Source organism: Bacillus sp. FSL R5-0585 (assembly GCF_038004545.1).
Taxonomy (GTDB): domain Bacteria; phylum Bacillota; class Bacilli; order Bacillales; family Bacillaceae_G; genus Bacillus_A; species Bacillus_A cereus.
This window is the reverse complement of sequence record NZ_JBBORJ010000001.1, coordinates 5,104,276-5,128,584: the sequence shown is the minus strand read 5'-3', so window position 1 is coordinate 5,128,584 and position 24,309 is coordinate 5,104,276. Positions and strand designations below refer to the sequence as shown.

The window sequence follows — 24,309 nt, the reverse complement described above, 5'->3', positions numbered from 1 at the left end:
TTGGTCATCTCCCTGTCAAGTAGACAGTAATAAAAAGAGTATTATGCCACGGCCTTTTCCCGATATTCTATCGGGGAAAGGCCGTGAAGTTTTTCTTGGAATCTTTCTGTATTATAAAATTGAATATATTCTTGAATTGCTCGGTAGGCCATTTCATATGTTTTTGGGCGCACTAAATACAACTTCTCTGTTTTTAAATGTGAGAAGAATGATTCGATACACGCATTATCAAAACAGTTTCCACGTCTAGAATGACTACCGACAAATCCTAATTTCTCTAACTGTTTTGCGTAGGATTTAGATGCATATTGAAACCCTTGATCTGAATGGATAGGCTTGGCGGAAGTTCAAAGTGGAAAAGGTTTTAGTCCTGCAAGTGGTACATTTAGTACGCAAGGGTTGAATATGGAGTGGACGGGTCCTATTCAAGCAATTACAGAAGAAAAAAAACGAAAAGCTGATCATTTAATTAAAGATGGAGAAATGTGCGGTAGGCTAGAAGAAACATCTGCGATTAAAAAAGCTTGGGGCGATAAGGTAGACAGTGTAGTTAAAATGTTCGAAACAGTAAAAAAGATATGGAATGGTACTGTAATCGGCACAGGGAAAGCTGTTGAAGATGCAATCAAGTCCATGGAAACTTTAAGTAATATGAATATAAGGAATATGGATATAGAAACTTTTATTAATGTTACATATGCGATTTTACATTTGGATGAAACGGCGAAAAATATGTGGCATACATTTTCAAGTACCGTGAAACGAGATATGATAAATGGAGATGCAGAGAGCCGTACGCAATGGATTACTTATGCATTAACCCAAATAGGTGTTGGTCTAATCGCCGACAAGGGATTAGGTAGAGCAGAACTTGTTATAAAAGGTTAATGATTATGAAAGGATGGTTAGTATGACACTCAAAATGACAAAAGAAGAACTTATTGAACTTGTAACAAAGATTTGTAATCCTAAATTACCTGAAGAAGAACTTAATGAATACGTAAACCAATTTAATAATAGCGGTGTACCTCATCCCGCTCCAAGTGATATAATCTTTTGGGATTTTAGGGATTTAACACCGGAAGAAATAGTAGAGATTGCATTGAATTACAAAGAAGAAGAAAACTAAAACATGTAAAGAATAAGCCGCCCCGAAAAAACGAGCGGCTTTCTTCATTATCTAATTCATTTTATACTGTCCTATTTGTTCTAATGTTAGTATTTCTTTTCAATGCTAATACAACATTAGAATTATCATTTCTGAATTTAGCCAGTGTACCTTCTTCTAACACTTAAAAACAATACATTCTACCCCATAACTCATTTTTCTTTGCTATACTTTCTTTTTGTTAACATGATTTTTACAACGTATTTATGTGTACATTCTCTATACCTTCCCTTTTTCTATTTACATTCAACCTTAAAAACCTCTTCATCACCCGAGCATCTGAATAAGATTAAAAAACTTAATGAACAAGTATCTCTTTAACTGTCAAATTATTAGAATATTCGATTTACAACCTCTTCCTTAAATTGGTATTATTTTCTTGTAAGGGGAGGGAAAGTTCATGTCTTTAAATATGTATCTCGGTGAAGTACAAGCTCAAACAGAAAGTATGAACTCTTTATGTAACGCTACTATTCAAGGTATGGAACAAATTATTCATTCTATTGACGCTTTTGCATTGGATACTGTTCTACAAGGGCAAACATATAGCAGTGCAAAAGCATATTTCTTACAAACCTTTCGTCCGTTAGCACAAGGAATCATTTACTTATGCGAAGAATTAATCCTTCAAAATGATGCCTTTCCAAGAGACTTTCAATCACAGGTAGCTTCTACAGATGTTATCGAACAGGAGATAATAGAACAAATTCGAGAAATCGATCGAATGATAGCAAGTACAGAAGCGCTCAACCAAACTATGTCGATCCCAGGTATGGACGCTATGGTAAATCTTTTTACTGTCATGAGGCAAAAACTGCAAGAAAAATTAGAACATCTATATGAATTTAATTATACTTCTAGTAATAATTATGATACTGCACTCCAACTAGCCGCTAGCATTGCGACAGGTTTGGCGGAAGTACAAAGCGGAAAAGGTTTTAGTCCCGCCAGTGGTACATTTAGTACACAAGGGTTGAATATGGAATGGATAACCTCTATTCAAAAAATTGCAGAGGAAAGAGTTCAAGAAGCCGAAATAAAAAAAGAAATTGAAGAAAAAATGGCTTTGCAGGAACAAGAAGCTAATAGACCGTGGTACGAAAAAACAGCTATTGGCGCTTGGGAATTCTTCCAAGGAATTTGTAATTCAGCCGCTGAAAATTTTACAGGCGCAGAATTACCAATGGGCAATGAATTAGAAAACAAAACAACCTTTCAAGCCGGAAATCTTGTGGGTAATTTTGTATCAGGGGTAGGATCTATTTTTGAAATTTTGGGCGGTATAGCTATTGTAACAGGATCAAATGTTGGAACCGTATTGTTAGAAGGAGTAACTTTCGGGGCAGCATCACCAATTGTTATCCCAGCTGATTTAGCTCTTACAACCGCTGGAGCAGGTGTTGCTACACATGGTACATTTGTATGGTATAATACCGTTCAAAATAGTATTGATACTTTGCAAAGGTTTCAGTCTTCTTCTGGAGGTTCCTCTAAAAATCTTTTAAAAGATGGTAAGTTTGTCGAATCTGATTTAGAATTAAAATATGCGGAATATTGCGTTAGAAAAGCAAAAGACGGTAAAATACCTAAAGATAGATTGAACTGGAAAGAAGCAAGTGATTATTGGACAAAAGATTCACCTATGGCAAGAGGAAATAAGTTTAATAAAACTGCAGAAAAAAATAGATGGTATCCAAATAATGAGGTCCATTTAAGTAATGGTAAAAGATTAGATTCATATGACCCATTTGAAAGAGAAATAATTTCTAGAAAAGCAACAGATTTAGAGGATATCGATATTAAAACTTTTGAAAAACATTTGAAAGAAATGAAAACTAAGTATGCAGTTGGCACTAAAATTCGTTCAAATAAATACGACGAAATAGACGGCACTGAACTACAAGGAAAACAAATATTAGAGATTCCAGCATCTAATAAAAATTTCAAAAAAATAGATGAATATATAAAATTGGCGAAAAACAAATATGACATTAATATTAGATTTAGGGAGGAATAAAAAATGGCATATGCATTGAAACCTGAAATACAAGAAGTATTTGAGAAAATTGATTTTTTAACGAGATATAGAGAGCTATCTGAAAATTTTTCATCAAATAGTGAAAGTTCGTTTGAAAACTATGAAAACGAAAAAGCTATTGAAATATTTGAATCCCTTGGTTATAAAGCTCGTTTTATGAAAAAGGAAAACTTTTTTATTGTTGGTGAAGTAAAGAACAAGGATTTCTATACTTTCAGATTCAATATCAGCTTAAAATATGGGCTTGTTGAGTTCATTTGGTCTGCAAGGTATAATGGTGAAGTTAGAGTTGGGAATTCATGGGATATGTTTGTAAAAGTATTATCCAATGGTTCTGAAAGATTGCCGGCAGTATGCTTCCACAGTTACGATGAACTCAAAGAAATCATGAAAATTGCCTTTGAAATGTACGAAGATTTCAAGCGAGAATTAATTCCTATTTATTCATAATTTCACCTTAAAAATACATGAAGTAATGACTAAAAAACAAGGACAGACTTAAGGTTTTAGGAGAATTAATTATGAACTTAAAATTAAAACCTGAAATAGAAACAGCACTTAAAAAAATTGACTTTGTTAATAGATACACAGAACTTTCTTCTTTTTCGAGAGAAAATTATGATGCCGAAGAAATCATTCCTAATCCCAATATTGAAGAAATTCAACAAATACTTGAAAAGCTAGGTTATAAATCAGTTTATGATAAAAAAGAAAAGTTTTTAAAAGTTGGAGAACTAGGTGATAAAAAAGAAAATTTATTTTATTTTCATATTGGTATTAAAGTAAACGTTCTGGATTTTACTTGGGTAGTTTATCATAATGATGAACTAAGATTAGGTAGTCCATGGAGTCTATATTCAAGACTTTTAATTTCTCCAGATACTAGAATTAAGCCCGTACTATTTAGCGATTATGACAGCTTAGAAAAAATTTTAAAAATTGCTTTAGGTATGTATGAAGATTTTAAACAAGAATTAATTCCTATCTATTCATAATTTTATATATAAGAAAGGCAATCTTATCTTATATATATAAAAAGAAAATCCGACTCACAAGAGCCGGATTTCTTCATGTATCTAACATGTATACTGTTTTATTTGATCTAATATTAAAAATTAGGGAGGAGTAATTATTGGCGTATTCATTACAACCTGAAATACAAGCCTGCCTTACAAAAATTGATTTTATTAAGAGATATAAAGCATTATCAAAACAATTTCCAGATAGAGAAAATACATTTGAAAACTATGAAAACGAAAAAGTAATTGCAGTATTTGAGTCTCTTGGCTATAAAGCTCGTTTTATGAAAAAAGAAAACTTTTTTATTGTTGGAGAGGTCAAGAATAAAAACATCTATACTTTTAGATTTAATATTAGTTTAAAACATGGACTTGTTGAGTTTATTTGGTCTGCACGACATAATGGTGAAATAAGAGCTGGAGATCCATGGGCTATGTTTGTAACAATATTATCAAATGATACAGAAAAAATACTTCGTCCATGTTTCCATAGTTACGATGAACTCAAAGAAATCATGAAAATTGCCTTTGAAATGTACGAAGATTTTAAGCGAGAATTAATTCCTATTTATTCATAATTTAAAAAGCTACCGAAGACACCAAAACAGTTACTTCGAGTAGCTTTTATTTATATATATTAAAGTTATTTATTTTCCTCTTTTTGAACATATACATAAGCATCTTTCTGCTCTTTATGTATATCAACCTTCGAACTCTCTGCAAGTTGACCCGCGTTTAGCAAAGAAAAAATAATCAATGCTTCTAGTGACATTTCGTTTTACCACTCCTTTCTAATTGTTATACGTTTATCATACCGCTTACATGTGATTTCCGTATGAACTCGAAAAGGAGATTAAAACAAAAAAGCTTTGAGGAATTTCCTCAAAGCTTTTATTTATTAGTAACGAATTAAGAAATATTTCTTCTTACCGCGGCGAATGATTGTGAATTTACCTTCGATGCGGTCGTTTTCTGTTACAACGTAGTCTAATGCTTGTGTACGCTCACCGTTTACGTAGATTGCGCCGTTCGTTACATCTTCACGTGCTTGACGTTTTGATGGAGAGATTTTGCTTTCTACAAGTAAGTCGATTAATACTGTATCTTCTGCAGTACGTTCTACAGATGGTACGTCTTTGAATCCTTGTTCGATTTCGCTTGCAGTTAGTTCTGCTACAGAACCGCTGAATAATGCAGCTGAAATTTTAATCGCTTGCTCTAATGCTTCTTCGCCGTGAACAAGTTTTGTCATTTCTGCACCTAATGCTTTTTGTGCTGCACGTTTTTCTGGCGCTTCAGCTACTTGCTTTTCAAGCTCAAGAATTTCTTCATGAGATAAGAATGTGAAGTATTTTAAGTATTTAACAACGTCGCGGTCATCTGTGTTAATCCAGAATTGGTAGAACTCGTAAGGAGTTGTTTTCTCTGGGTCTAACCAAATTGCGCCGCCTTCTGTTTTACCAAACTTCGTACCGTCAGATTTAGTAACAAGTGGAATTGTTAAACCGAATGCTTTCGCATCTTCTTCTGATTTACGGATTAATTCAAGACCAGCTGTAATGTTACCCCATTGGTCACTACCACCGATTTGTAGACGGCAATTATGTTGTTGGTATAAGTTTAAGAAGTCGTATGATTGTAAAATCATGTAACTGAACTCAGTGAATGAAATACCAGTTTCTAAACGAGATGCTACTGTATCTTTTGCTAACATATAGTTTAAACCGAAGTTTTTACCGATATCGCGCAAGAATGAAATGACATCTAAGCTACCAAGCCAGTCATAGTTGTTAGCCATCGTTGCTGGGTTGTCCACGTTTTCAAACTCTAAGAAGTTTGAAAGTTGGTTTTTAATGCTTTCTGTGTAGTAAGCAACTGTATCTTTCGTATTTAATGTACGCTCTGCTTTTTTACCACTTGGATCACCGATCATACCAGTACCACCGCCAACAAGTGCGATTGGTTGGTGACCAGCTAATTGGAAACGACGTAACATTAATACTGGTAACATATGACCAATGTGTAAGCTATCTGCTGTCGGGTCGAAACCACAGTATAATTTAACGCTTTCTTTTTCTAATAATTGCTCAAGGCCCTCAGCATCTGTTTGCTGATTAATTAGACCGCGAAATTCAAGATCTTGTAAAATACCCATATCCTACATACTCTCCTTTAAGTTCATTACTGGCGTGAAGGTTGAAAACATAAAAAAATCGCCCCTTCAAATAAGGGACGATTTTGATTATCGCGTTACCACCCTAGTTGCAAGCAAAAAAAAGCCTACCACCTTATTTACATAACGGCTTAGCACCGTCTTTTCCCTTTTGAATACAATTCAATCGAAAAAAGATGCTCTAGGGGCGTAATTCGCGATCATCTATGTGCTGATTTTCACCGGCCATCAGCTCTCTAAAACAGGGAAATGATCACTACTTCTCCCTTTCCACGCTCAATTATTCATATACTTTTCTTTATACCATCATTTATATAGGCGTGTCAAATAGAGGTCAAGTTTCCCTTCTTGTCAATCCTTTACAACACCATAAAGAGTATCGTAATAAGAGAAAGAATTGGAACCCCAACTAATAACGATACATGAAACACAATCGATAAATCATTCCCAATGGTCGCCTCCACAGGATCTTTCGTTGGGGAACCAAGAAACCCGATTAATCGATCGAATCGACTTACCGTTTTTGGAAAGTCTGGTATTTCTACATGATCACTATCTAAATGTTGCTTTAACTTATATTCACTCTTAAAGGGATTTTCGCTCAATTTCGTCCACCTCCAGCAATTGTTTCAATTTCTTTATCCCGTTATGAAGTCTCGATTTCACCGTTCCAATCGGAATGTTTAATATCTCTGCAATTTCTTTTTGCTGCATGTCATGATAATAAGAAAGGATTAGGACCGCTCTTTGCTCTTCTGGAACTTTCAAAATTGCTTCTCTTACTGTGAGCCGATCTTCGTGAGAAAATTCTTTTTCCGGAATCGGCACTAAAAATGGCAAAAGCGTACGCCACTTTTTTCTCCTATTTAATTTATTAATCATAAGACGATAACCAATTTGAAATAAATACGTTTTTATTTTACCTTTTTCAAGTTCATACATATGTTTCTTACGCTCTAGCGTCAAAAACGTATCTTGCACAAGATCGATACTTAATTGTTCATCTCGGTTAAATCGATATAAAAATGTGTATAGCGCTGGTTTGATTAAAACATATAGTCTTTCTCCCGCTTGTTTATCTCCACTTTGATACGCAAGCATGAGCTCCTCCTCAATCCCAATCTGCGCCATGATTTTTGATCTCCTTTATTCCTTTTAACGTTAATGAAATACGGGAAATTAAATATGCAATCGCAATAAAAATCCACAATTGTGATTGATTTGTAAAAAATTGCACATATGGGTTTTGAATCGTAAATCCCATTGCAACTAAAGTATTTAACGCTTGCACACATATGCATGCATACAACGCAAGGCAGACAGAAATAGTGTCAAATACATTCCAGCGAAAATACACTTTTGTTTTTGTAAAATCAATTTTATATCCATTTTTCCGTACTATATGTTTTCTATCAAATGGAATAATGATTGAAAACATAACACCCATTATAACTCCAGCTGTAAGCATTGATACTCTATATCCAATTGGTATCGGTAAGAAAAGACCACAAGAAAATACAACTATAATTCCAATTACAGCAAGAGTAAGAAGTAATTTATTAGACATATAAAAGCCTCCCTCATCTATTCTTTCATAAATGTATACAGACGAGGAAGGCACTTCGTTCAAATATTATTTTAGTTTTTTTATAATCTTTGCAGGATTCCCGCCAACTACTACATTATTAGGCACATCTTTCGTTACGACAGCACCAGATGCGATCACCGCATTGTCTCCAATTGTTACACCTGGATTAATAATTGCTCTTCCGCCAATCCATACGTTATCGCCAATTGTAACTGGTTTTCCGTATTCTGATCCGCTTATACGCTCAATTGGATCAAGTGGGTGCGTTGCTGTATAAATGTGAACACCTGGAGCTAACATACAGTTCACTCCGATTGTTACCGGGCATACGTCTAGAATCGTACAGTCAAAGTTCGCGTAAAAATTTTCACCGACATGAATGTTATAGCCGTAATCACATCTAAAAGAAGATTCAAGATGAATATTATCTCCTGTCGTTCCGAATAATTCTTTTACGATTTCGCTACGCTCTTTCAATTGCTCTTCTGGCGTATCATTTAATTTTCTCGTTAATATACGTGCTTGCTCTCTTTCTTGTACTAAAACTGGATCAGCCGGTATGTACATTTCTCCTAGTATCATCTTTTCCTTTTCTGTTTTCATCATACTATCCCCTTTAACTTATATATATAAGTTCATGATATCATAAAAAAGAAAGGCCTGAACATTTTTCGTTCAGACCTTTCTCTCTTAATCTTCCATCGTTGATAAGTCACCTGTTGGTAAGTTTAACTCCCACGCTTTTAATACGCGGCGCATAATTTTACCACTTCTCGTTTTCGGTAATTTATCTCTAAATTCAATTTGTCGTGGCGCTGCATGAGCCGCTAGGCCTTTCTTTACAAATTGACGAATTTCTTCTTTTAATTCTTCTGATGGCTCGTATCCTGCTCGAAGCGCGATAAACGCTTTAATGATTTCTCCGCGAACTGGATCAGGAATACCGATTACTCCAGCTTCTGCAACAGCAGCGTGCTCGATTAATTTGCTTTCTACTTCAAACGGACCAACGCGCTCACCTGACGTCATAATTACATCGTCAATGCGCCCTTGGAACCAGAAGTATCCGTCTTCATCCATATAGGCAGAGTCACCTGATACGTACCAATCGCCCGGCATGAAGTAAGATTCGTATTTTTGCGGGTTATTCCAGATTGCACGCATCATAGCTGGCCAACCTTTCGCAATCGCTAAGTTCCCCATTGTGTATGGAGGCACTTCGTTTCCTTCATTATCAACAATCGCTGCTTTCACACCTGGAATTGGTTTACCCATTGAACCTGGACGAATTTCCATACAAGGGTAGTTGCAAATAACTTGTCCACCTGTTTCTGTCATCCACCACGTATCATGAATACGAAGTCCAAATGCATTCATACCCCAGCGAATTACTTCTGGATTTAACGGTTCACCAACGCTTAATACGTGGCGCACTTGTGATAAATCATATTTTTTAATTGCGTCTTGTCCAGCACCCATTAACATACGGAATGCTGTTGGCGCGCTGTACCAAACTGTTACACCGTAATCTTGCAGTGCTTCATACCAAGCTTCTGGGCTAAAACGTCCACCTAAAACAACATTTGATGCTCCGACTAACCACGGTGCGAAAATGCCGTAAGCAGTTCCAGTTACCCAGCCTGGGTCAGCAGTACACCAATATACATCGTCTTCTTTTAAATCTAATACCCATTTCGCCGTTTGGTAATGCTGAACCATTGCGTTCTGTGCATGTAGAACACCTTTTGGCTTACCAGTAGAACCAGACGTATAATGAAGAATTAAACCGTCTTCACGGCCTAACCATTCGATATGTAATTCTTTTGAAGCTTGTTCAAATAAAGGATTGAACGCTACCGTTTTACCGCCTTCTTCTACATTATCTCCAACAAGGAAGACTGTTTTTAAAGCAGGTAAATCATTTAATGGTACACGCTCTAACAATTCAGGCGTTGTAATTAACACCTTCGCTTCGCTATCTTCTAAGCGATCGCGAACTGCACCTTCCATAAATGCTTCAAATAGCGGCCCAACAATTGCCCCTAATTTCACCGCACCTAAAAGTGCAAAATATAATTCTGGAGAACGCGGCATAAAAATAAAAACGCGATCGCCTTTTTCAACATCGCCATAATTTTTCAGGACGTTTCCTGCTTTATTAGAAAAATCCTTCATTTCCTTAAATGTATATTTCTCTTTTCGCGATCCATCTTGATAATAAAGGGCTACTTTATTTTTACGATCGGATTTCGCATGCTTATCAATTGCTTCATACGCCATATTTACTCGGCCTGTCTCATTCCAAGTAAAATTTTTATTAACCTCTTCCCAGTTAAAATTCGCGTATGCCTCTTCATAATTCGGCAAATTATTTTTTCCTTTAATGACTGGAAGCGTTTCTACTTTCATACTTTACATCCCCCTCCTATGTATTCTATTATCTATTATAATGACATTATTTAAAATTTTCAGTATATTTGTTGATTTTTAGACAAATTTTTAATGACAAAATTCGATTCACATCGCATATATTATAAAGTACGATATTAATAGATTCTCAAACCCTCAAGGTGGTGAGCAATACATTGATCCATAAAAAAATATATAATGCTAGAAACTTAAAAACAGCGAAAGGCACTTTAATTATTGAAGGTCCTGTCTCTACACATAACTTAGAAATGTATGAATTTCATCCAGATTTAGTCGCGTTTCGTCCTGCCGAGCAGCAATATAAAGCAATTGTCGAAATTTCTAAATTACCAGAAGCTCGTCTCATTATTGCTAGACATGACCAAACGATCGTTGGATATGTTACATACTTGTATCCTGATCCGCTCGAACGATGGTCAGAAGGAAAAATAGAGAACTTAATTGAGCTCGGGGCAATTGAAGTCGTCCCAGCCTTCCGCGGTTGCGCTGTCGGAAAGAACTTATTAGAAGTTTCAATGATGGACGATCATATGGAAGATTACATTATATTGACGACTGAATATTATTGGCACTGGGATTTAAAACAAACAGGCTTAAATGTCTGGGAGTACCGAAAAGTAATGGAAAAGATGATGAATGCTGGTGGATTACAATGGATGGCTACAGACGATCCTGAAATTTGTTCGCATCCCGCTAACTGTTTAATGGTCCGCATCGGTAAACGTGTTGATACGGATTCTATTCAAGCATTTGATCGTCTACGTTTTCACAATCGTTTTATGTATTAATAAAGGGGGCAACTGGAATGATTGTAGAAGAAATTATGAATCAAGCTGTGGTGACACTACATCCAAACGATACAATCGAAACAGCAATCCGAACGATACGCACGAAAGGCATTCGGCACATTCCAATTGTCGATCAAAATAATCATGTCGTAGGCATTATTTCTGACCGGGATGTAAGAGATGCAAGTCCATCAATTCTAGATGAACAAGTTTCACTCGATATGCTGAAGCAACCACTTGAACTTATTATGAAACATCCTGTCATGACTTGCCATCCTCTTGATTTCGTTGAGGAAATTGCTACTTTGTTTTTTGAAAATAAAATTGGCTGTCTTCCTGTTACAAAGGCTGGAAAGCTAGTTGGAATCATTTCTGAATCTACTGTGCTACACACGTTAGTGAAATTAACAGGAGCACATCAACCGAGTTCACAAATTGAAATTCAAGTAAAAAACGAACCTGGTATTCTTGGAAAAGTCGTTGCTATTTTTAGTGATTTACAAATAAATATCGTGAGCGTTCTCGTCTACCCAGCAAAAGATGAGAATGATAAAGTACTCGTTTTCCGCATTCAAACGATGAATCCGCTAAAAGTGATTGATGCACTTGAAGCAGAAGGCTACCGCGTATTATGGCCGAACATTATGGGGATGCAAGCATGAGTAGCGCGTTTATTTATTCGGATGACTTTCGGGGCTATTCGTTTAGCCCTGATCATCCTTTTAACCAACTGCGCGTCACACTTACGTATGATTTATTACAAAAGGGCGGTTTTATCTCTCCCTCCCAAATCATCTCACCACGGATGGCTACAGATGAAGAGATTGCCTACGTTCATACAGAAGAGTACATAAATGCGGTAAAACGTGCTGGAGAAGGTAAGTTAGAAAAATCAATTGCGATGACATATGGACTCGGAACAGAAGATACACCGATGTTCCCAAATATGCACGAAGCAAGCGCATTGCTCGTTGGCGGTACGTTAACAGCTGTCGATGCTGTTCTTTCCGGAAAAGTAAAACACGCACTTAATTTGGGCGGCGGCTTACATCACGGCTTTCGCGGCAAAGCATCTGGCTTTTGTATTTATAACGATAGCTCTATCGCAATGAAGTATATTCAGAAGAAATACGGTTTACGCGTCTTATATATTGATACAGATGCTCATCACGGTGATGGCGTACAGTGGTCGTTTTATGATGACCCTAACGTATGCACCATTTCACTGCATGAAACTGGTCGCTATTTATTCCCTGGAACTGGCGCTGTAAATGAACGCGGACAAGGTAATGGTTATAGTTATTCTTTTAACGTTCCACTCGATGCTTTTACAGAAGATGAATCATTCTTAGAATCATATCGAACTGTTGTAAAAGAAGTTGCAGCGTACTTTAAACCGGATATTATTTTAACGCAAAATGGTGCTGACGCACATTATTATGACCCACTTACACACCTTTGTGCGACAATGAATATTTACCGTGAAATACCGAAGCTCGCTCATGAAATTGCTAATGAATATTGCGACGGTCGCTGGATCGCTGTCGGTGGCGGTGGCTATGATCACTGGCGCGTCGTTCCAAGAGCTTGGGCACTCATTTGGCTCGAAATGAACAACATCCAAAACATCTCAGGTTATCTCCCTCCAGAATGGATTGAAGCTTGGAAAGGACAAGCAGAAACAGAACTTCCCCTCACATGGGAAGATCCAGACAACATGTATAAACCTATCCCCCGTAAACCAGAAATTGAAGAAAAAAACGCATTAACTGTAGCGAAATCCCTTGAAATTATTCGGAATAATATGACAAAATCTTTGTACTAAACGAAAAGGAGGCTCGTTTTTGAATAGCCTCCTTTTATTTAAAGCTCGCTATTATTGTCGATTCCTGTCGGTAAGTCGATATATTTTAATAATCGCTGATATATTTCAAGTTGCGCCGATATATTTTGATAATCGCTGATATATTTCGAGATGCGCCGATATATTTTCATGTACTAATGGATTTTATGAGAAAAGGTCGTGATATTATGTGGAAACGACAAATGATCCACACGAAACGTGGTACATTTGAACTCTTTACAAAAGGAGATGGCGAATCGATTTGTATTACACATCACTATTCACAATTTAATGAAACTGGTGATTACTTTGCGGATGTTTTTACTGCTACGCATCGTGTATTTCTCATTAATTTACGAGACGCTGGTAACTCGTTAAAAGCCAATTCAGAAAAAGAATTAAGCATGATTGAAACAATCCACGACTTGGAAGCCATACGAGAAGCATTACAACTTCCAACATGGCATTTCGCTGGTCATTCAACAGGTGGTATGCTTGGACTTTTATATGCGATTACATATCCAAATTCCTTACAATCATTAGTCGTAGCAGGAGCTGCAGCAAGTAACTATACCGAAACACCATTCTGCATTTATCACCCAGCACATCCACAGTTTCATTATATGCAAGAGCTCATCGAAAACTTAAAAAGCCCTCACCTTACAAATGAAGAACGGAAAGAACTATCTACTAAGAGAACAAAATTATCATTGTATAAACCAGAAAACTACAACTCTTATTTTTGTAAACCAATCAATAAAACAATGTCCATTAGCCGGATGCATGCTTTCGCCAATGAATATCCTTCATTTGATTTAAGAGAGAATTTACCTTCCATCCAAACAAGGACACTTATTATATGCGGAAGATATGATGTGCAGTGTCCAGTTCAATATTCCATCGAGATACATGAGGGTATATGCGATTCTACTTTTGTGACATTTGAGGAGAGCAACCATTATCCTTTTTTAGAAGAAGCGCCCCTGTTTACTTCTACTACTCAAATATTTTATAAATCGTTACGCCAGTACCGTTATTATTAAGGAAAGCTCACAGTCTCTATAAGACTATGAGCTAAATTTTCAGAAGAAATATTTCGTACTATATAAAAATAAAAGATAAAAGGAAAAGAGTACTAAACCTACATCAAGCAATACTGACTTTGTATCCCCTCCTTTTAAACCTATCGTAATATTAAAAATACTTCTAACTATCCAACCTAATACTAAAAATAACCAACCGAAATGATCATTTGTATAATCTTTATCATAAAACATTTGTATTGCACCAATAATTAATAAAATAATTATAATATTAGTTCCAATCCTTAAGACCTTGTTTGATTTATTATCTTGTAATGTATCTCCCAAAATGTAGCACACCCCTCATGCTCTCCTCTGTTTTGTTTCTCTTTACATTTTAACATAAATTACCTATTCCTTCCTTTCCATTTGAATAACATACAAAAAAACCTGCCAATTACTCGGCAGGTATATTACACATTAAAACGATAACCAGCTCCCCATACTGTTTCAATATATTGCGGGTGAGCAGGATCTCTTTCAATTTTTTCACGTAGTTTTCTAATGTGAACAACAACAGTAGCTAAATCACCAGCTGAGTCTAGTCCCCAAATGCGTTCAAATAACTGTTCTTTATTTAATACTTGGTTTGGATGCGTTACAAAGAATGTTAATAAATCAAATTCCTTCGTTGTAAATGCCACTTCTTCATTGTTTATAAAAACTTTTCTCGCTCGTTGATCGATAGAAATTCCGTGAATATATAACGTATCGCGTTGCTTACTTACATTTCCTAATAATCTTTCATAACGGGCAATATGCGCTTTTACTCTTGCGACTAATTCACTCGGGCTAAACGGTTTCGTTATATAATCATCCGCTCCTAATCCAAGTCCGCGAATTTTATCTATATCTTCTTTTTTTGCTGAAACAAGTAGAATCGGAATATCTTTTACAGCACGTATTTGTTTACAAATTTCGAATCCGTTCATTTTCGGAAGCATAATATCTAAAATAATTAAATCATAGTCTTCTTGCAGAGCTGTTTGTAAACCTATTTCTCCTGAATGCTCTACATCAACTTGGAAATCATTAATTTCTAAATAATCTCGCTGTAATTCTGCAATACTTACTTCATCTTCTATTAATAAAATTCTTTTCAATTTACTCACCACATTCCTCTACTTTTTCCAATGAGAAGAAAATGCTTGTGCCTTTACCAAGCTCGCTTTCCGCCCAAATTTCCCCGCCATGTTCTTCAACAATTTGCTTCGCTATCGCTAAACCAAGTCCACTTCCACCTGTGCTAGAATTCCGCGATTGTTCTGCACGATAAAAACGTTCAAAGATATACGGCAATGTATCAGATTCTATACCTGATCCGTTGTCCATCACTTTCACAATAACTTTATTATTATCACTCGATACTGTTACAGTAATTTTCTTCTCTTCTTTATCCATGTATTTCACACTATTATGAATTAAATTTGATATAACTCTATTGATCTTTTCGCAATCAGCCGTTACATATAGTGGTGATGCATGTAACTGTAGGCGCACTTCTATACCTTCTTCACTTAAATCCATCTGCATCTCTTCTATTAATTCTTGCATAAACGTATTCAATTCAACTGTTTCAAACTGGAATGGAACTCGATTCAAATCGAGCTTCGAAAATAAAAATAGTTCATCAATGAGTGTGTCCATATGTTTTGCTTTCGTATGGATAGTTGTTAAATACTTATCCATTTTTTCTGGCGTATTTGCTACCCCGTCCTTTATTCCTTCTACATATCCGATAATTGATGTAATCGGTGTTTTTAAGTCATGAGAGATGTTTGAAATAAGCTCTTTTCTATTTTCTTCATACTGTGTTTGCATCTCTATCGATTCTTTTAATCTCTTCCTCATTTCCTCAAATCCTTGATTTAATTGCCCTATTTCATCGTGTGATGTAACTGGTATTTGAAAATCTAAATTTCCTTCTTTAATTTTCTCCGTTGCGCCTTTCAATACAAAAATTGGTTTTATTACACTTCTTGAAACGAGGTAACTTAATAATCCAATGAGTAAAATGGCTAGTAGTAAGAGAGATACAAATAAGATTGGAAATAATTTTTGTGTAAGATCTACAAATGAACTTTGCTTTTTTAATACAAATATACTTCCCTCTTCTTCCTGAGGAAAATAAAAATCAAACTTTACATATCGATAAAATGTATCGCCTAGTTCCGTTGTACCACGACTATTAATATTTGCTGATTCAAATTTCGGAAGGGCTTCTTTTAAAGATACACTTTCAAATACGTTTGAAGCATATGAAAGTGTTTCTCCTTTTCTTACTACTATTTTCACACCCTCTTTTTCTATTGCTGAGACAAACGACTCATCTAACAATTGAGATTGATGCTGTTTAGCTGCTGACTTCAACTCAAGATAGGCATTCTCTTCTTCTGGTGTAAGCGGCTTTTGAATGTAAGAACTTTTATAGAAATTTTTCACTGCTTCCAAGTCACCTGTTATCGAAAAAACGATTAAAAATCCCGCGACTAATATAAGCGTAATAGAAACGAGGATAACAGCAATATAAGAAAATAAAAACCTTGTTTTAATAGACATATCTTAAATCCTCACTTTATCAAACCTTATTATTTATAAGCATAAAAATATATGTTCAATTACTCAAGCGATTTTATAGTAATTTTAGCGCCAGTTTATAAAAATTTAATGTTCCTATTTTACAGTTGAAATTAGGAGGTTGAAATTCCATGTTCAAAAAAACATTCAGTATGATATGTTGCGTAATTTTTTTACAAGGATGCTCGCAAGAACAAGAAGTAAAAAAGGAGATGACAAACATGGAGACTGCACTACTAGCAGCTACTGAAAAAAATGAAACGAATACTGTTATATCTTTACTAAAAAAAGGCGCAAATATAAATGCGACGGATAGTCAAGGACGCACTCCGCTTATGATTGCTACATACAAAAATGATGTAAAAACCGCAAAAGCGCTTATCGAAGCTGGTGCTGACGTAAATATCCAAGATGACATGAAAAACAATCCCTTTCTATACGCCGGTGCGGAAGGTTACTTAGACATTTTAAAGCTAACAATTGATGCTGGTGCAGATCCTACGATTACAAATCGTTACGGCGGAACAGCTCTTATCCCAGCCTCAGAACATGGCTATATTGACGTTATAAAAGAACTCCTCACTCGAACAAATATTGATGTAAATCATGTAAATAACCTGGGATGGACAGCTTTAATGGAAGCCATCGTACTAAGTAACGGAAACGAAACACAGCAACAAGTCATTCGCCTTCTTATTGAGCACGGTGCAGATGTAAATATTCCAGACAATGATGGTGTTACCCCGTTAGAGCATGCTCGCGCTCATCACTTTGAAGAGATAGAGAAGATTTTGTTAGAAGGCCGTAAGTAAAAAGCTAATTTTTGCCTTCCTCCCCCACCCTATGCTACATTTAAGCCGTTACATTAATATTAATAGGGTGGGAATAAAATGAACAAACCTAAAATTGGGATGATTGGACTTGGAAGTATTGCGCAAAAGGCCTATCTTCCAACACTTACAAAAGAAACTGATTGGAATTTTGTAGGGGCGTTTACACCTAACGCAGAGAAAAGAAAACAAGTTTGCCAGCAATACCGAATTCAAGACTTTCATTCTATTGAAATGTTAGCTTCGGAATGCGATGCAATCTTCGTTCATAGTTCAACTGCATCGCATTATGAAATCGTTTCTGAACTTCTAAAAAAAGGGATCGACGTTTATGTTGATAAACCGCTAGCAGCTACAGTGGAACAAGCTGAGCAACTAGTCGAGTTAAGCGAGAAGTATAACCGAAAATTAATGGTCGGATTTAATCGCAGATTCGTTCCTATGTATGTTGCTGCCAAAGAACAGGCTAATGATATTTCATGGATTCGAATTGAAAAGCATCGCACAAATAAAGTCGGGCCATATACGTACGACTTTACTATGTTAGATGATTATTTACACATTGTAGATACTGCTCGCTGGTTAGCTAATGATGACCTTAACGTCGTTCACAATATGATGCAAATCAATGAAAAGAATGAACTTCTTTACGGACATCATACATATACAACTCCAAGTGGACTGTTACTTTCTACTGCAATGCATCGCCATGCCGGTACAAATTTAGAACAAATTGAACTTGTAACGCCAGGGAAAATCATTCGCGTAAGAAATATGAATACATTTGAAATTGAACAGGAAAACTCAGTTTCACAAAGTGGTTCCCCATCATGGGATACGACGTTAAAACAACGTGGTTTTGAAGATGCTGTTCATCATTTTATTGAGTGTGTACAAGGCGATACAAAGCCTGTTGTAGATGGATTAGAAGGATTAAAAACGCAGCAAATGCTACAATCTTTACTAGATGATGTAAACAAAAATTAAAACGGATACATTTTTCAGAATTTACTTTCATTCCCATTCCCTCTTTATTTCTCTCGTAAATTTCTATAGAATATGTTGATAGGAATTATAAATTTCATAATGAATCGTGGAAAGGATGGGATTAACACATGTGGAACGAGTTTAAAAAATTCGCTTTCAAAGGGAATGTCGTTGATTTAGCTGTCGGGGTTGTAATCGGTGCTGCATTCGGTAAAATCGTTAGTTCTTTAGTAAAAGATATCATCACACCATTACTTGGTATGGTATTAGGTGGCGTTGACTTTACAAGTTTACACTTTGGATACGGTAAATCTGCTGTTATGTATGGTAACTTCATCCAAACAATTTTTGACTTCTTAATTATCGCAGCTTCTATCTTTATGTTTGTTAAAGTTTTCAACAAACTAACATCTAAAAAAGAAGAAGAAAAAGAGGAAGAAATTCCAGAGCCAACAAAAGAAGAAGAAATTCTTGGCGAAATTCGTGATTTACTAAAACAGCAAAACTCTTCTAAAGATAGAGCATAATTGAACGGATAAAAAGGCATGTCCCCTTGGGACATGCCTTTTCTATATGCTATAACGTTTCCGAATTCATATGAATAAATAAAATAATACCAGCAACCATAAGTACCATAATGCTACCTGCAAATAGTGTAATACCAATAAACATTAAACTTGTGCTCATATCTACTGATACACTTTCAATAAAAATAGAAATTACATACGTGATAAGGGCAATTCCTGCAAGAATACTTCCTGGAACAAATCGCTTTAAACCATTTTGTTTTAACGTCATATATGCAAAAATAGCAGTCATACAAAGCGTAATTATCCAAAGAACGATCATCTCTTTTCCCCCCTCACAAGCCTTTTCTTTCTATTATACATGACATTGCCCTATAATAGTTAAATTTGCACTTATGTGACATATAACAAGGAATAGTCCCATCTATAGCGAAGGCATTATAACATACACTTATACAATAAGGAGGCTTTCATTTGGAATATACTACTACATGTAAATTAGAGCTATCCGAACGATTCGATTATGTTACGATTGACTTAGACAAACAGTTTTTTTACATCGAAGTTGTAAATTTACAAAGTAATATAACTGTATTAAAAATATCAATTAACTTGCAAAAAGACGAAACGATGGTAGAGGGAAATACAATTCATTATGATACTTTTCACGTAGATGCATTATTACAAGGATTGAAATATGTTGCTCGAACATGTATTGATCATAATTTAAAAAACCAAAAGGAACTGTTCGCATTTCTAGAAGAAAATTAGCTCCAATAAAAAAATGGTTATTTTTTCTTTTTATTGATATAATTGTTATATAGAAATATTCTTTGTAAGGGAGTGTTCATAATGATTTGGATTTCACTAATTGTATTAGCTTATTTCATCATTCTCGTCCCAATACAGTACAACTACATTAAAATGCTCAAAGAAAAACAGAAAAAAATGAGTGTCTCACAAAACGAACTATATGACAACATGTCTTATGAAGAATCCCAAGTACATTACCATTATCAAAGTAACGTATTTACAATACCTGCTTCGCTTGTCGCAAGTATTATTTATAAAGTGAAACATGCTGCATAATATGTACGCTGTAAAATTATTATTTGAGTCCGTTCATTCTGATGAGCCTGATTCTACGAAAATTGATGAGCATTATGAAGAGAATCACGATACACTTTTTGAAGAAAGTATTATTCTTGTTAAAGCAAACAGTTTGGAAGAAGCTCATGCACTAGGTGAACAAATCGCTATACAGTCTGAGCATACGTACGATAATAAGTACGGCCAGCAAATAACATGGACGTTTCGAAAACTATTGCATGTGTTTGAATTAGACGATACCCCATTTGAAACCGGAAAAGAATTGTATGCAAGATTTTTACACGTTAAGAAAGACGAAATGGTAAATGCAGTCGTACAAAAATACTATCCTGAATACGAATAAAAGCTCACAGCAATCGCTGTGAGCTTTTTTATACTTACTTCGTTGAATCTCTAAATTGGATACGGTGAGGTAAGATAACAGTGTGATCTTCCACTTTTTCTTTGTTCATATACTTTGTTAATAGACGCATTGCTACTGCACCGATATCATACATCGGTTGAACAACTGTTGAAAGCTGCGGACGAACCATTAATGCAAGGCGTGTATTATCGAAACCAAGTACTTCTACGTCAGTTGGTACGTTTAATCCAGCGTCTTGTGCTGCATGGATTACACCTAGTGCCATTTCATCAGAAGATACGAAGATTGCTGTTGGCTTTTCATCATTGCTCCAAAGCTTTTCGAATGCTTCGATACCTGAGTCATATGTGTAATCTCCATCGATTACAAGATTTTCATCATATGAAATACCTGCTTCTTCTAAAGCTTTTTTGTAACCTTGTAACTTCTTCGCGCTTCCCGCTTTATCAATGAAAGGACCAGAGACGAAACCGATACGTTTATGTCCTTGCTCGATAAAGTGCTTCATTGCATCATAAGCTGCTTGTGTATAATCAATATTTACTGATGGCGTTTCATTTTGCTCATCAAATGATGCTGCTAATACAATTGGTACTGGAGATTTTTTAAATTCTTCAATGTGAATGTCTGTAATATCTTCACCCATGAAAACAATTCCGTCCACTTGTTTTCCAAGCATCGTATTTAATAAATGGAACTCTTTCTCTTTATTTTGGTCAGAGTTACTTAAAATGATGTTATATTTGTACATTGTTGCGATATCTTCAATTCCACGAGCTAGTTCTGCATAAAACGTATTTGAGATATCAGGAATAATAACACCTACTGTAGTTGTCTTCTTACTTGCTAGTCCACGTGCTACCGCATTTGGGCGGTATCCTAAACGATCAATTGCTTCTAATACTTTCTTTCTTGTTGTAGGCTTTACATTTGGGTTACCGTTCACAACGCGTGATACGGTAGCCATTGAAACGTTCGCTTCACGCGCTACATCATATATTGTTACGTTCATCTCATCGCACACTCCTTCTATTTTTGTTATCTATTTTTATGTATCGGTTACTTGAATGAAAAAAAGACATCAACTCTATTTGCAGATGCCACCAATCGTCCCGAGTTCTTCCTTTTACTAATGATACGATAAAAACGCAGGCTCATACAATATTTTCCCGCAAAAGTTTCGAAAAAATTCGCTTCTTTTCTCGTATTTTCGTATTTTTTATGAAAAAAGGGCATTTTTTGTAAAAAAATAGATGTTTCCTTAGTAGAAATCTTATTTTAAGCAGTACGATAGTAAATGAAATTTATATCGGCGATTTTTCGAATATATCGACTGTAACTCGAAATATATCAGCGATTTTCCAAATATATCGACCGCAACTCTAATTATATCAGCGATTTTTTAAATATATCAACTTACCAACAAAAATCGACAATGACAGTCGCTATACAATAGGAGAAAGCTGTTCCAAAATGCCTTTTTGGAACAGCTCATTAAAAGTTTTTATAATTTACTTCCAAATGATTTTAATTCATTCATAAAATCATTGAACTGCGGTATATTCATTTGTTGCGCTGCATCAGATAAAGCTACAGCTGGATCTGGATGTACTTCAGCCATAATTGCGTCTGCACCAATTGCCATCGCTGCTTTTGCAGTTGGTAAGAGAAGGTCACGTCGCCCTGTAGAATGCGTTACATCGACAACGACAGGTAAATGTGTTTCTTTCTTTAAAATCGGCACAGCGGAAATATCAAGCGTATTACGCGTCGCTCTTTCATACGTGCGAATACCTCGTTCACATAAAATAATGTTCCCATTTCCCTTTGCCATAATATATTCTGCCGCATTAATGAATTCTTCAATCGTTGCTGATAGACCACGTTTTAATAATACTGGTTTATTTACAGCACCAGCTGCCCTTAGCAAATCAAAGTTTTGCATATTGCGAGCGCCAATTTGAATAACATCAACGTAATCTAATGACATCTCAATATCATTCGGATTTAAAATTTCACTAATAACAGCCAAATCATATTCATCTGCTACCTGGCGCAAAATTTGTAATCCCTCTAATCCAAGACCTTGAAAATCATACGGTGAAGTACGTGGTTTGAACGCACCACCACGCATTAATTTCAGACCTTGCCCTTTCATTGCTTCAGCAACTTGACGTACTTGTTCATAACTTTCCACTGCACACGGTCCCATAATAAAATGCTGATTTCCGTCACCAATTTTTTCACCATTAATTTCAACAATCGTATCTTCTGTTTTTTTCTTACGAGAAACAAGTAATGCTTTACGATGATCGTCTTCTTGTAATTCTAAACCAGCTTGAAAAATTTGTTTGAAAATATGTTGTAAAGTCGAAGTTTCAAATGGACCATTATTATTCTCTGCAATTAAATCCAGCATATTTCTTTCACGTACAGGATCAAAACGTTTCACACCTTGTACTTCTTTTAAATTACCAACTTCTTGTACGAGACGACCTCTTTTGTTTAGTAACTCTAATATTTGTAAATTAAGTTGATCAATTTCAGAACGTAAACGACCTAATTGTTGTGATGCCATAAGAAAGCCACCTCTTTCAAATTCCTATATGTTACTTTTTTAAGATAATTTATTATAGCTGATACATATACGATTGTCACACGATATACAGCAAGGAATTACTATCAAAAAACATTATATATTTTCATTTAAAATAAAAAAAAGACAGTTTATATACTGTCTTTTTTTACAAGAAGGAAACAAACGGTTTATCACTGTTTTTCTCTTTTATAATAACGGCCTCAATTTTACTCTCGGACTTGATCTGTAATTGTACTTTCGCATCTTTAGGCAATTTGTCTAACATGCCTTGAGCAGCCAATTGGGTAAGAGCCATTAATTCTGTTTTACCGTTATATTTAATAACAATATTCATATTTAATGTATCCATTTGATCTTTCTTATAAGAAACTTTAGCGTTGACTGGAATAAAATCTCCATTAGAAAAACCTTTTATTTCCTTAGCAAAGTTATTTATTTTTGTATTATCTTCTCCATGTGCTTGTGTAAATTCATCAGAAGGATATGAATACGACTTTTCATCGATCGTACTCCAATTTCCAAGGTTCGTATCATTCTTTTGAACAGTAGCACTAGCAATATACGTACCATTTTTTAAAGAACTTGTACTTTCTTGCTTAAAGATAGCAAACGTAATTGGAGATTTGTTATATTTATCATTTTTGTTAATAGCTTCAATAAGTTGTTTAGCAACTTCAGTCCCTTTAGACATAGCCTCTTCATTCGATACACTTGAAGACATAGCTAAGCCAATCATAACACCAGATAAACTTAATTCATTTGAATTCTGTTTTCCGAAATAGTCTTGTTCTATAATATTCGTCAAAACTGGCGCTTCTACTTTCGCAACTAGTTCATCAATTAGTTTCTCTGGAATATACTGGTTTAATTGCAGTACGTGACTCTCTGTATCAAATTGCTGCGTTGCAATATTTATTAAACCATTTTCATACTCTGCTAAATCTAATTTAGAATTTGTTTTTATATTAGCTGTATTAATAACCTTTTGTTCTTTTAAAGGAATAACAGTTCTATAATAATCTTTAGAAACAGCAGTTCTCGGAATCATACTTTTTTCTTTTGTATCTTTTTGTATAACTTCATCCTTCTTACTAATCGTATTACTATTGTTACTACAAGCTCCCAGTAATAAACTTACGACTGCGAAGGATAATGCCATTTTCTTCATTACTTAAAACCTACTTTC

29 protein-coding genes, 2 pseudogenes and 1 other annotated feature are annotated in these 24,309 nt (G+C 35.3%); of the genes and pseudogenes, 16 read left to right on the top strand and 15 right to left on the bottom strand.

The window, feature by feature from the left end; all coding sequences use genetic code 11:
* Positions 1-41: 41 nt before the first annotated feature.
* Positions 42-344 (bottom strand): annotated as a pseudogene (locus tag MKY38_RS26510) (transposase); the annotation flags it as partial.
* Between MKY38_RS26510 and MKY38_RS26505 the strand changes: the two are divergent.
* The 6 genes and pseudogenes from MKY38_RS26505 to MKY38_RS26480 all read left to right on the top strand — a co-directional run.
* Positions 334-885 (top strand): annotated as a pseudogene (locus MKY38_RS26505) (T7SS effector LXG polymorphic toxin); the annotation flags it as partial. The pseudogenes MKY38_RS26510 and MKY38_RS26505 sit on opposite strands and share 11 nt — an antisense overlap.
* 25 nt (positions 886-910) lie before the next feature.
* On the top strand, positions 911-1,129 hold the full coding sequence (locus tag MKY38_RS26500) for a bacteriocin immunity protein (RefSeq protein WP_000172895.1): 219 nt from the start codon (positions 911-913) through the stop codon (positions 1,127-1,129).
* Between the two features lie 439 nt (positions 1,130-1,568).
* Complete coding sequence (locus MKY38_RS26495; RefSeq protein ID WP_000056036.1) at positions 1,569-3,185, top strand: T7SS effector LXG polymorphic toxin; 1,617 nt, start codon at positions 1,569-1,571, stop codon at positions 3,183-3,185.
* A 3-nt stretch (positions 3,186-3,188) separates the two neighbouring features.
* A complete protein-coding gene (locus MKY38_RS26490) occupies positions 3,189-3,656 on the top strand; it encodes a hypothetical protein (protein WP_000312675.1) in 468 nt (155 codons plus the stop codon).
* 71 nt (positions 3,657-3,727) lie between these two features.
* The gene (locus MKY38_RS26485; protein ID WP_001049760.1) at positions 3,728-4,201 is read left to right on the top strand and encodes a hypothetical protein; all 474 of its coding nucleotides are present in this window, start codon (positions 3,728-3,730) and stop codon (positions 4,199-4,201) included.
* A gap of 137 nt (positions 4,202-4,338) precedes the next feature.
* Positions 4,339-4,803: a hypothetical protein gene (locus MKY38_RS26480; protein ID WP_000331800.1), complete on the top strand. Its 465-nt coding sequence runs from the start codon at positions 4,339-4,341 to the stop codon at positions 4,801-4,803.
* Between the two features lie 65 nt (positions 4,804-4,868).
* Here MKY38_RS26480 and MKY38_RS26475 read toward each other — a convergent pair whose 3' ends face one another.
* The 7 genes from MKY38_RS26475 to acsA form a co-directional block, all read right to left on the bottom strand.
* Positions 4,869-4,997 (bottom strand): transporter, encoded by a 129-nt coding sequence (locus tag MKY38_RS26475; protein WP_114556142.1) that lies wholly within the window; start codon positions 4,995-4,997, stop codon positions 4,869-4,871.
* 126 nt (positions 4,998-5,123) lie between these two features.
* Complete coding sequence (tyrS, locus tag MKY38_RS26470) at positions 5,124-6,380, bottom strand: tyrosine--tRNA ligase (protein WP_000512086.1); 1,257 nt, start codon at positions 6,378-6,380, stop codon at positions 5,124-5,126.
* A 70-nt stretch (positions 6,381-6,450) separates the two neighbouring features.
* Positions 6,451-6,680, bottom strand: a binding site (T-box leader).
* Between the two features lie 77 nt (positions 6,681-6,757).
* Entirely contained in the window at positions 6,758-7,003 is a 246-nt protein-coding gene (locus MKY38_RS26465; protein ID WP_001293787.1) for a hypothetical protein, read from the bottom strand.
* On the bottom strand, positions 6,984-7,529 hold the full coding sequence (locus MKY38_RS26460; RefSeq protein WP_000057201.1) for an RNA polymerase sigma factor: 546 nt from the start codon (positions 7,527-7,529) through the stop codon (positions 6,984-6,986). The genes MKY38_RS26465 and MKY38_RS26460 overlap by 20 nt, the downstream gene beginning before the upstream one ends.
* Complete coding sequence (locus MKY38_RS26455) at positions 7,510-7,965, bottom strand: hypothetical protein (protein ID WP_114556143.1); 456 nt, start codon at positions 7,963-7,965, stop codon at positions 7,510-7,512. Before MKY38_RS26455 ends, MKY38_RS26460 begins: the two co-directional genes overlap by 20 nt.
* A 66-nt stretch (positions 7,966-8,031) precedes the next feature.
* The gene (locus MKY38_RS26450) at positions 8,032-8,592 is read right to left on the bottom strand and encodes a maltose acetyltransferase domain-containing protein (RefSeq protein WP_016099034.1); all 561 of its coding nucleotides are present in this window, start codon (positions 8,590-8,592) and stop codon (positions 8,032-8,034) included.
* 84 nt (positions 8,593-8,676) lie between these two features.
* A complete protein-coding gene (gene acsA / locus MKY38_RS26445) occupies positions 8,677-10,395 on the bottom strand; it encodes an acetate--CoA ligase (RefSeq protein ID WP_114556144.1) in 1,719 nt (572 codons plus the stop codon).
* A 176-nt stretch (positions 10,396-10,571) separates the two neighbouring features.
* Here acsA and acuA point away from each other — a divergent pair, with 176 nt between their 5' ends.
* The 4 genes from acuA (at position 10,572) to MKY38_RS26425 (ending at position 14,090) form a co-directional block, all read left to right on the top strand.
* Entirely contained in the window at positions 10,572-11,204 is a 633-nt protein-coding gene (gene acuA / locus MKY38_RS26440; RefSeq protein WP_000581394.1) for an acetoin utilization protein acetyltransferase AcuA, read from the top strand.
* Between the two features lie 17 nt (positions 11,205-11,221).
* Entirely contained in the window at positions 11,222-11,866 is a 645-nt protein-coding gene (locus MKY38_RS26435; protein ID WP_000634563.1) for an acetoin utilization AcuB family protein, read from the top strand.
* A complete protein-coding gene (gene acuC, locus MKY38_RS26430; RefSeq protein ID WP_114556145.1) occupies positions 11,863-13,029 on the top strand; it encodes an acetoin utilization protein AcuC in 1,167 nt (388 codons plus the stop codon). The genes MKY38_RS26435 and acuC overlap by 4 nt, the downstream gene beginning before the upstream one ends.
* A 185-nt stretch (positions 13,030-13,214) precedes the next feature.
* Positions 13,215-14,090 carry an alpha/beta fold hydrolase gene (locus tag MKY38_RS26425; protein ID WP_114556151.1) on the top strand — a complete coding sequence of 292 codons (876 nt, stop codon included), beginning with the start codon at positions 13,215-13,217 and terminating at the stop codon, positions 14,088-14,090.
* A gap of 39 nt (positions 14,091-14,129) precedes the next feature.
* Here the strand turns inward: MKY38_RS26425 and MKY38_RS26420 are convergent, their stop codons facing one another.
* From MKY38_RS26420 to MKY38_RS26410, 3 genes are all read right to left on the bottom strand, one after another.
* Complete coding sequence (locus tag MKY38_RS26420; RefSeq protein ID WP_000502935.1) at positions 14,130-14,417, bottom strand: hypothetical protein; 288 nt, start codon at positions 14,415-14,417, stop codon at positions 14,130-14,132.
* A gap of 125 nt (positions 14,418-14,542) precedes the next feature.
* Complete coding sequence (locus MKY38_RS26415) at positions 14,543-15,232, bottom strand: response regulator transcription factor (RefSeq protein ID WP_001986686.1); 690 nt, start codon at positions 15,230-15,232, stop codon at positions 14,543-14,545.
* A gap of 1 nt (position 15,233) precedes the next feature.
* Entirely contained in the window at positions 15,234-16,688 is a 1,455-nt protein-coding gene (locus MKY38_RS26410; protein ID WP_065222719.1) for a sensor histidine kinase, read from the bottom strand.
* Between the two features lie 149 nt (positions 16,689-16,837).
* On the opposite strand from MKY38_RS26410, the gene MKY38_RS26405 reads away from it, so the two are divergent.
* The 3 genes from MKY38_RS26405 (at position 16,838) to mscL (ending at position 19,050) form a co-directional block, all read left to right on the top strand.
* A complete protein-coding gene (locus MKY38_RS26405; protein ID WP_000475114.1) occupies positions 16,838-17,518 on the top strand; it encodes an ankyrin repeat domain-containing protein in 681 nt (226 codons plus the stop codon).
* Positions 17,519-17,596: 78 nt separating this feature from the next.
* Positions 17,597-18,523, top strand: coding sequence for a Gfo/Idh/MocA family protein (locus MKY38_RS26400; protein ID WP_016123457.1), 927 nt, complete (start codon positions 17,597-17,599; stop codon positions 18,521-18,523).
* Between the two features lie 128 nt (positions 18,524-18,651).
* The gene (gene mscL / locus MKY38_RS26395; RefSeq protein ID WP_114556146.1) at positions 18,652-19,050 is read left to right on the top strand and encodes a large conductance mechanosensitive channel protein MscL; all 399 of its coding nucleotides are present in this window, start codon (positions 18,652-18,654) and stop codon (positions 19,048-19,050) included.
* A gap of 49 nt (positions 19,051-19,099) precedes the next feature.
* On the opposite strand, the gene MKY38_RS26390 is transcribed toward mscL, so the two are convergent.
* Entirely contained in the window at positions 19,100-19,372 is a 273-nt protein-coding gene (locus MKY38_RS26390) for a DUF3917 domain-containing protein (RefSeq protein WP_000636589.1), read from the bottom strand.
* A gap of 152 nt (positions 19,373-19,524) precedes the next feature.
* On the opposite strand from MKY38_RS26390, the gene dhp61 reads away from it, so the two are divergent.
* From dhp61 to MKY38_RS26375, 3 genes are all read left to right on the top strand, one after another.
* The gene (gene dhp61, locus MKY38_RS26385) at positions 19,525-19,821 is read left to right on the top strand and encodes a protein Dhp61 (RefSeq protein WP_000456863.1); all 297 of its coding nucleotides are present in this window, start codon (positions 19,525-19,527) and stop codon (positions 19,819-19,821) included.
* Positions 19,822-19,902: 81 nt separating this feature from the next.
* A complete protein-coding gene (locus tag MKY38_RS26380; protein ID WP_000637902.1) occupies positions 19,903-20,139 on the top strand; it encodes a DUF3949 domain-containing protein in 237 nt (78 codons plus the stop codon).
* A gap of 1 nt (position 20,140) precedes the next feature.
* A complete protein-coding gene (locus MKY38_RS26375) occupies positions 20,141-20,503 on the top strand; it encodes a DUF4288 domain-containing protein (protein WP_002024884.1) in 363 nt (120 codons plus the stop codon).
* A 34-nt stretch (positions 20,504-20,537) separates the two neighbouring features.
* Here MKY38_RS26375 and ccpA read toward each other — a convergent pair whose 3' ends face one another.
* From ccpA to MKY38_RS26360, 3 genes are all read right to left on the bottom strand, one after another.
* A complete protein-coding gene (ccpA, locus tag MKY38_RS26370) occupies positions 20,538-21,536 on the bottom strand; it encodes a catabolite control protein A (protein WP_001103297.1) in 999 nt (332 codons plus the stop codon).
* Positions 21,537-22,028: 492 nt separating this feature from the next.
* On the bottom strand, positions 22,029-23,102 hold the full coding sequence (locus MKY38_RS26365) for a bifunctional 3-deoxy-7-phosphoheptulonate synthase/chorismate mutase (protein WP_000168214.1): 1,074 nt from the start codon (positions 23,100-23,102) through the stop codon (positions 22,029-22,031).
* 166 nt (positions 23,103-23,268) lie between these two features.
* Entirely contained in the window at positions 23,269-24,291 is a 1,023-nt protein-coding gene (locus MKY38_RS26360; protein WP_000738025.1) for a CamS family sex pheromone protein, read from the bottom strand.
* Positions 24,292-24,309: the final 18 nt, after the last annotated feature.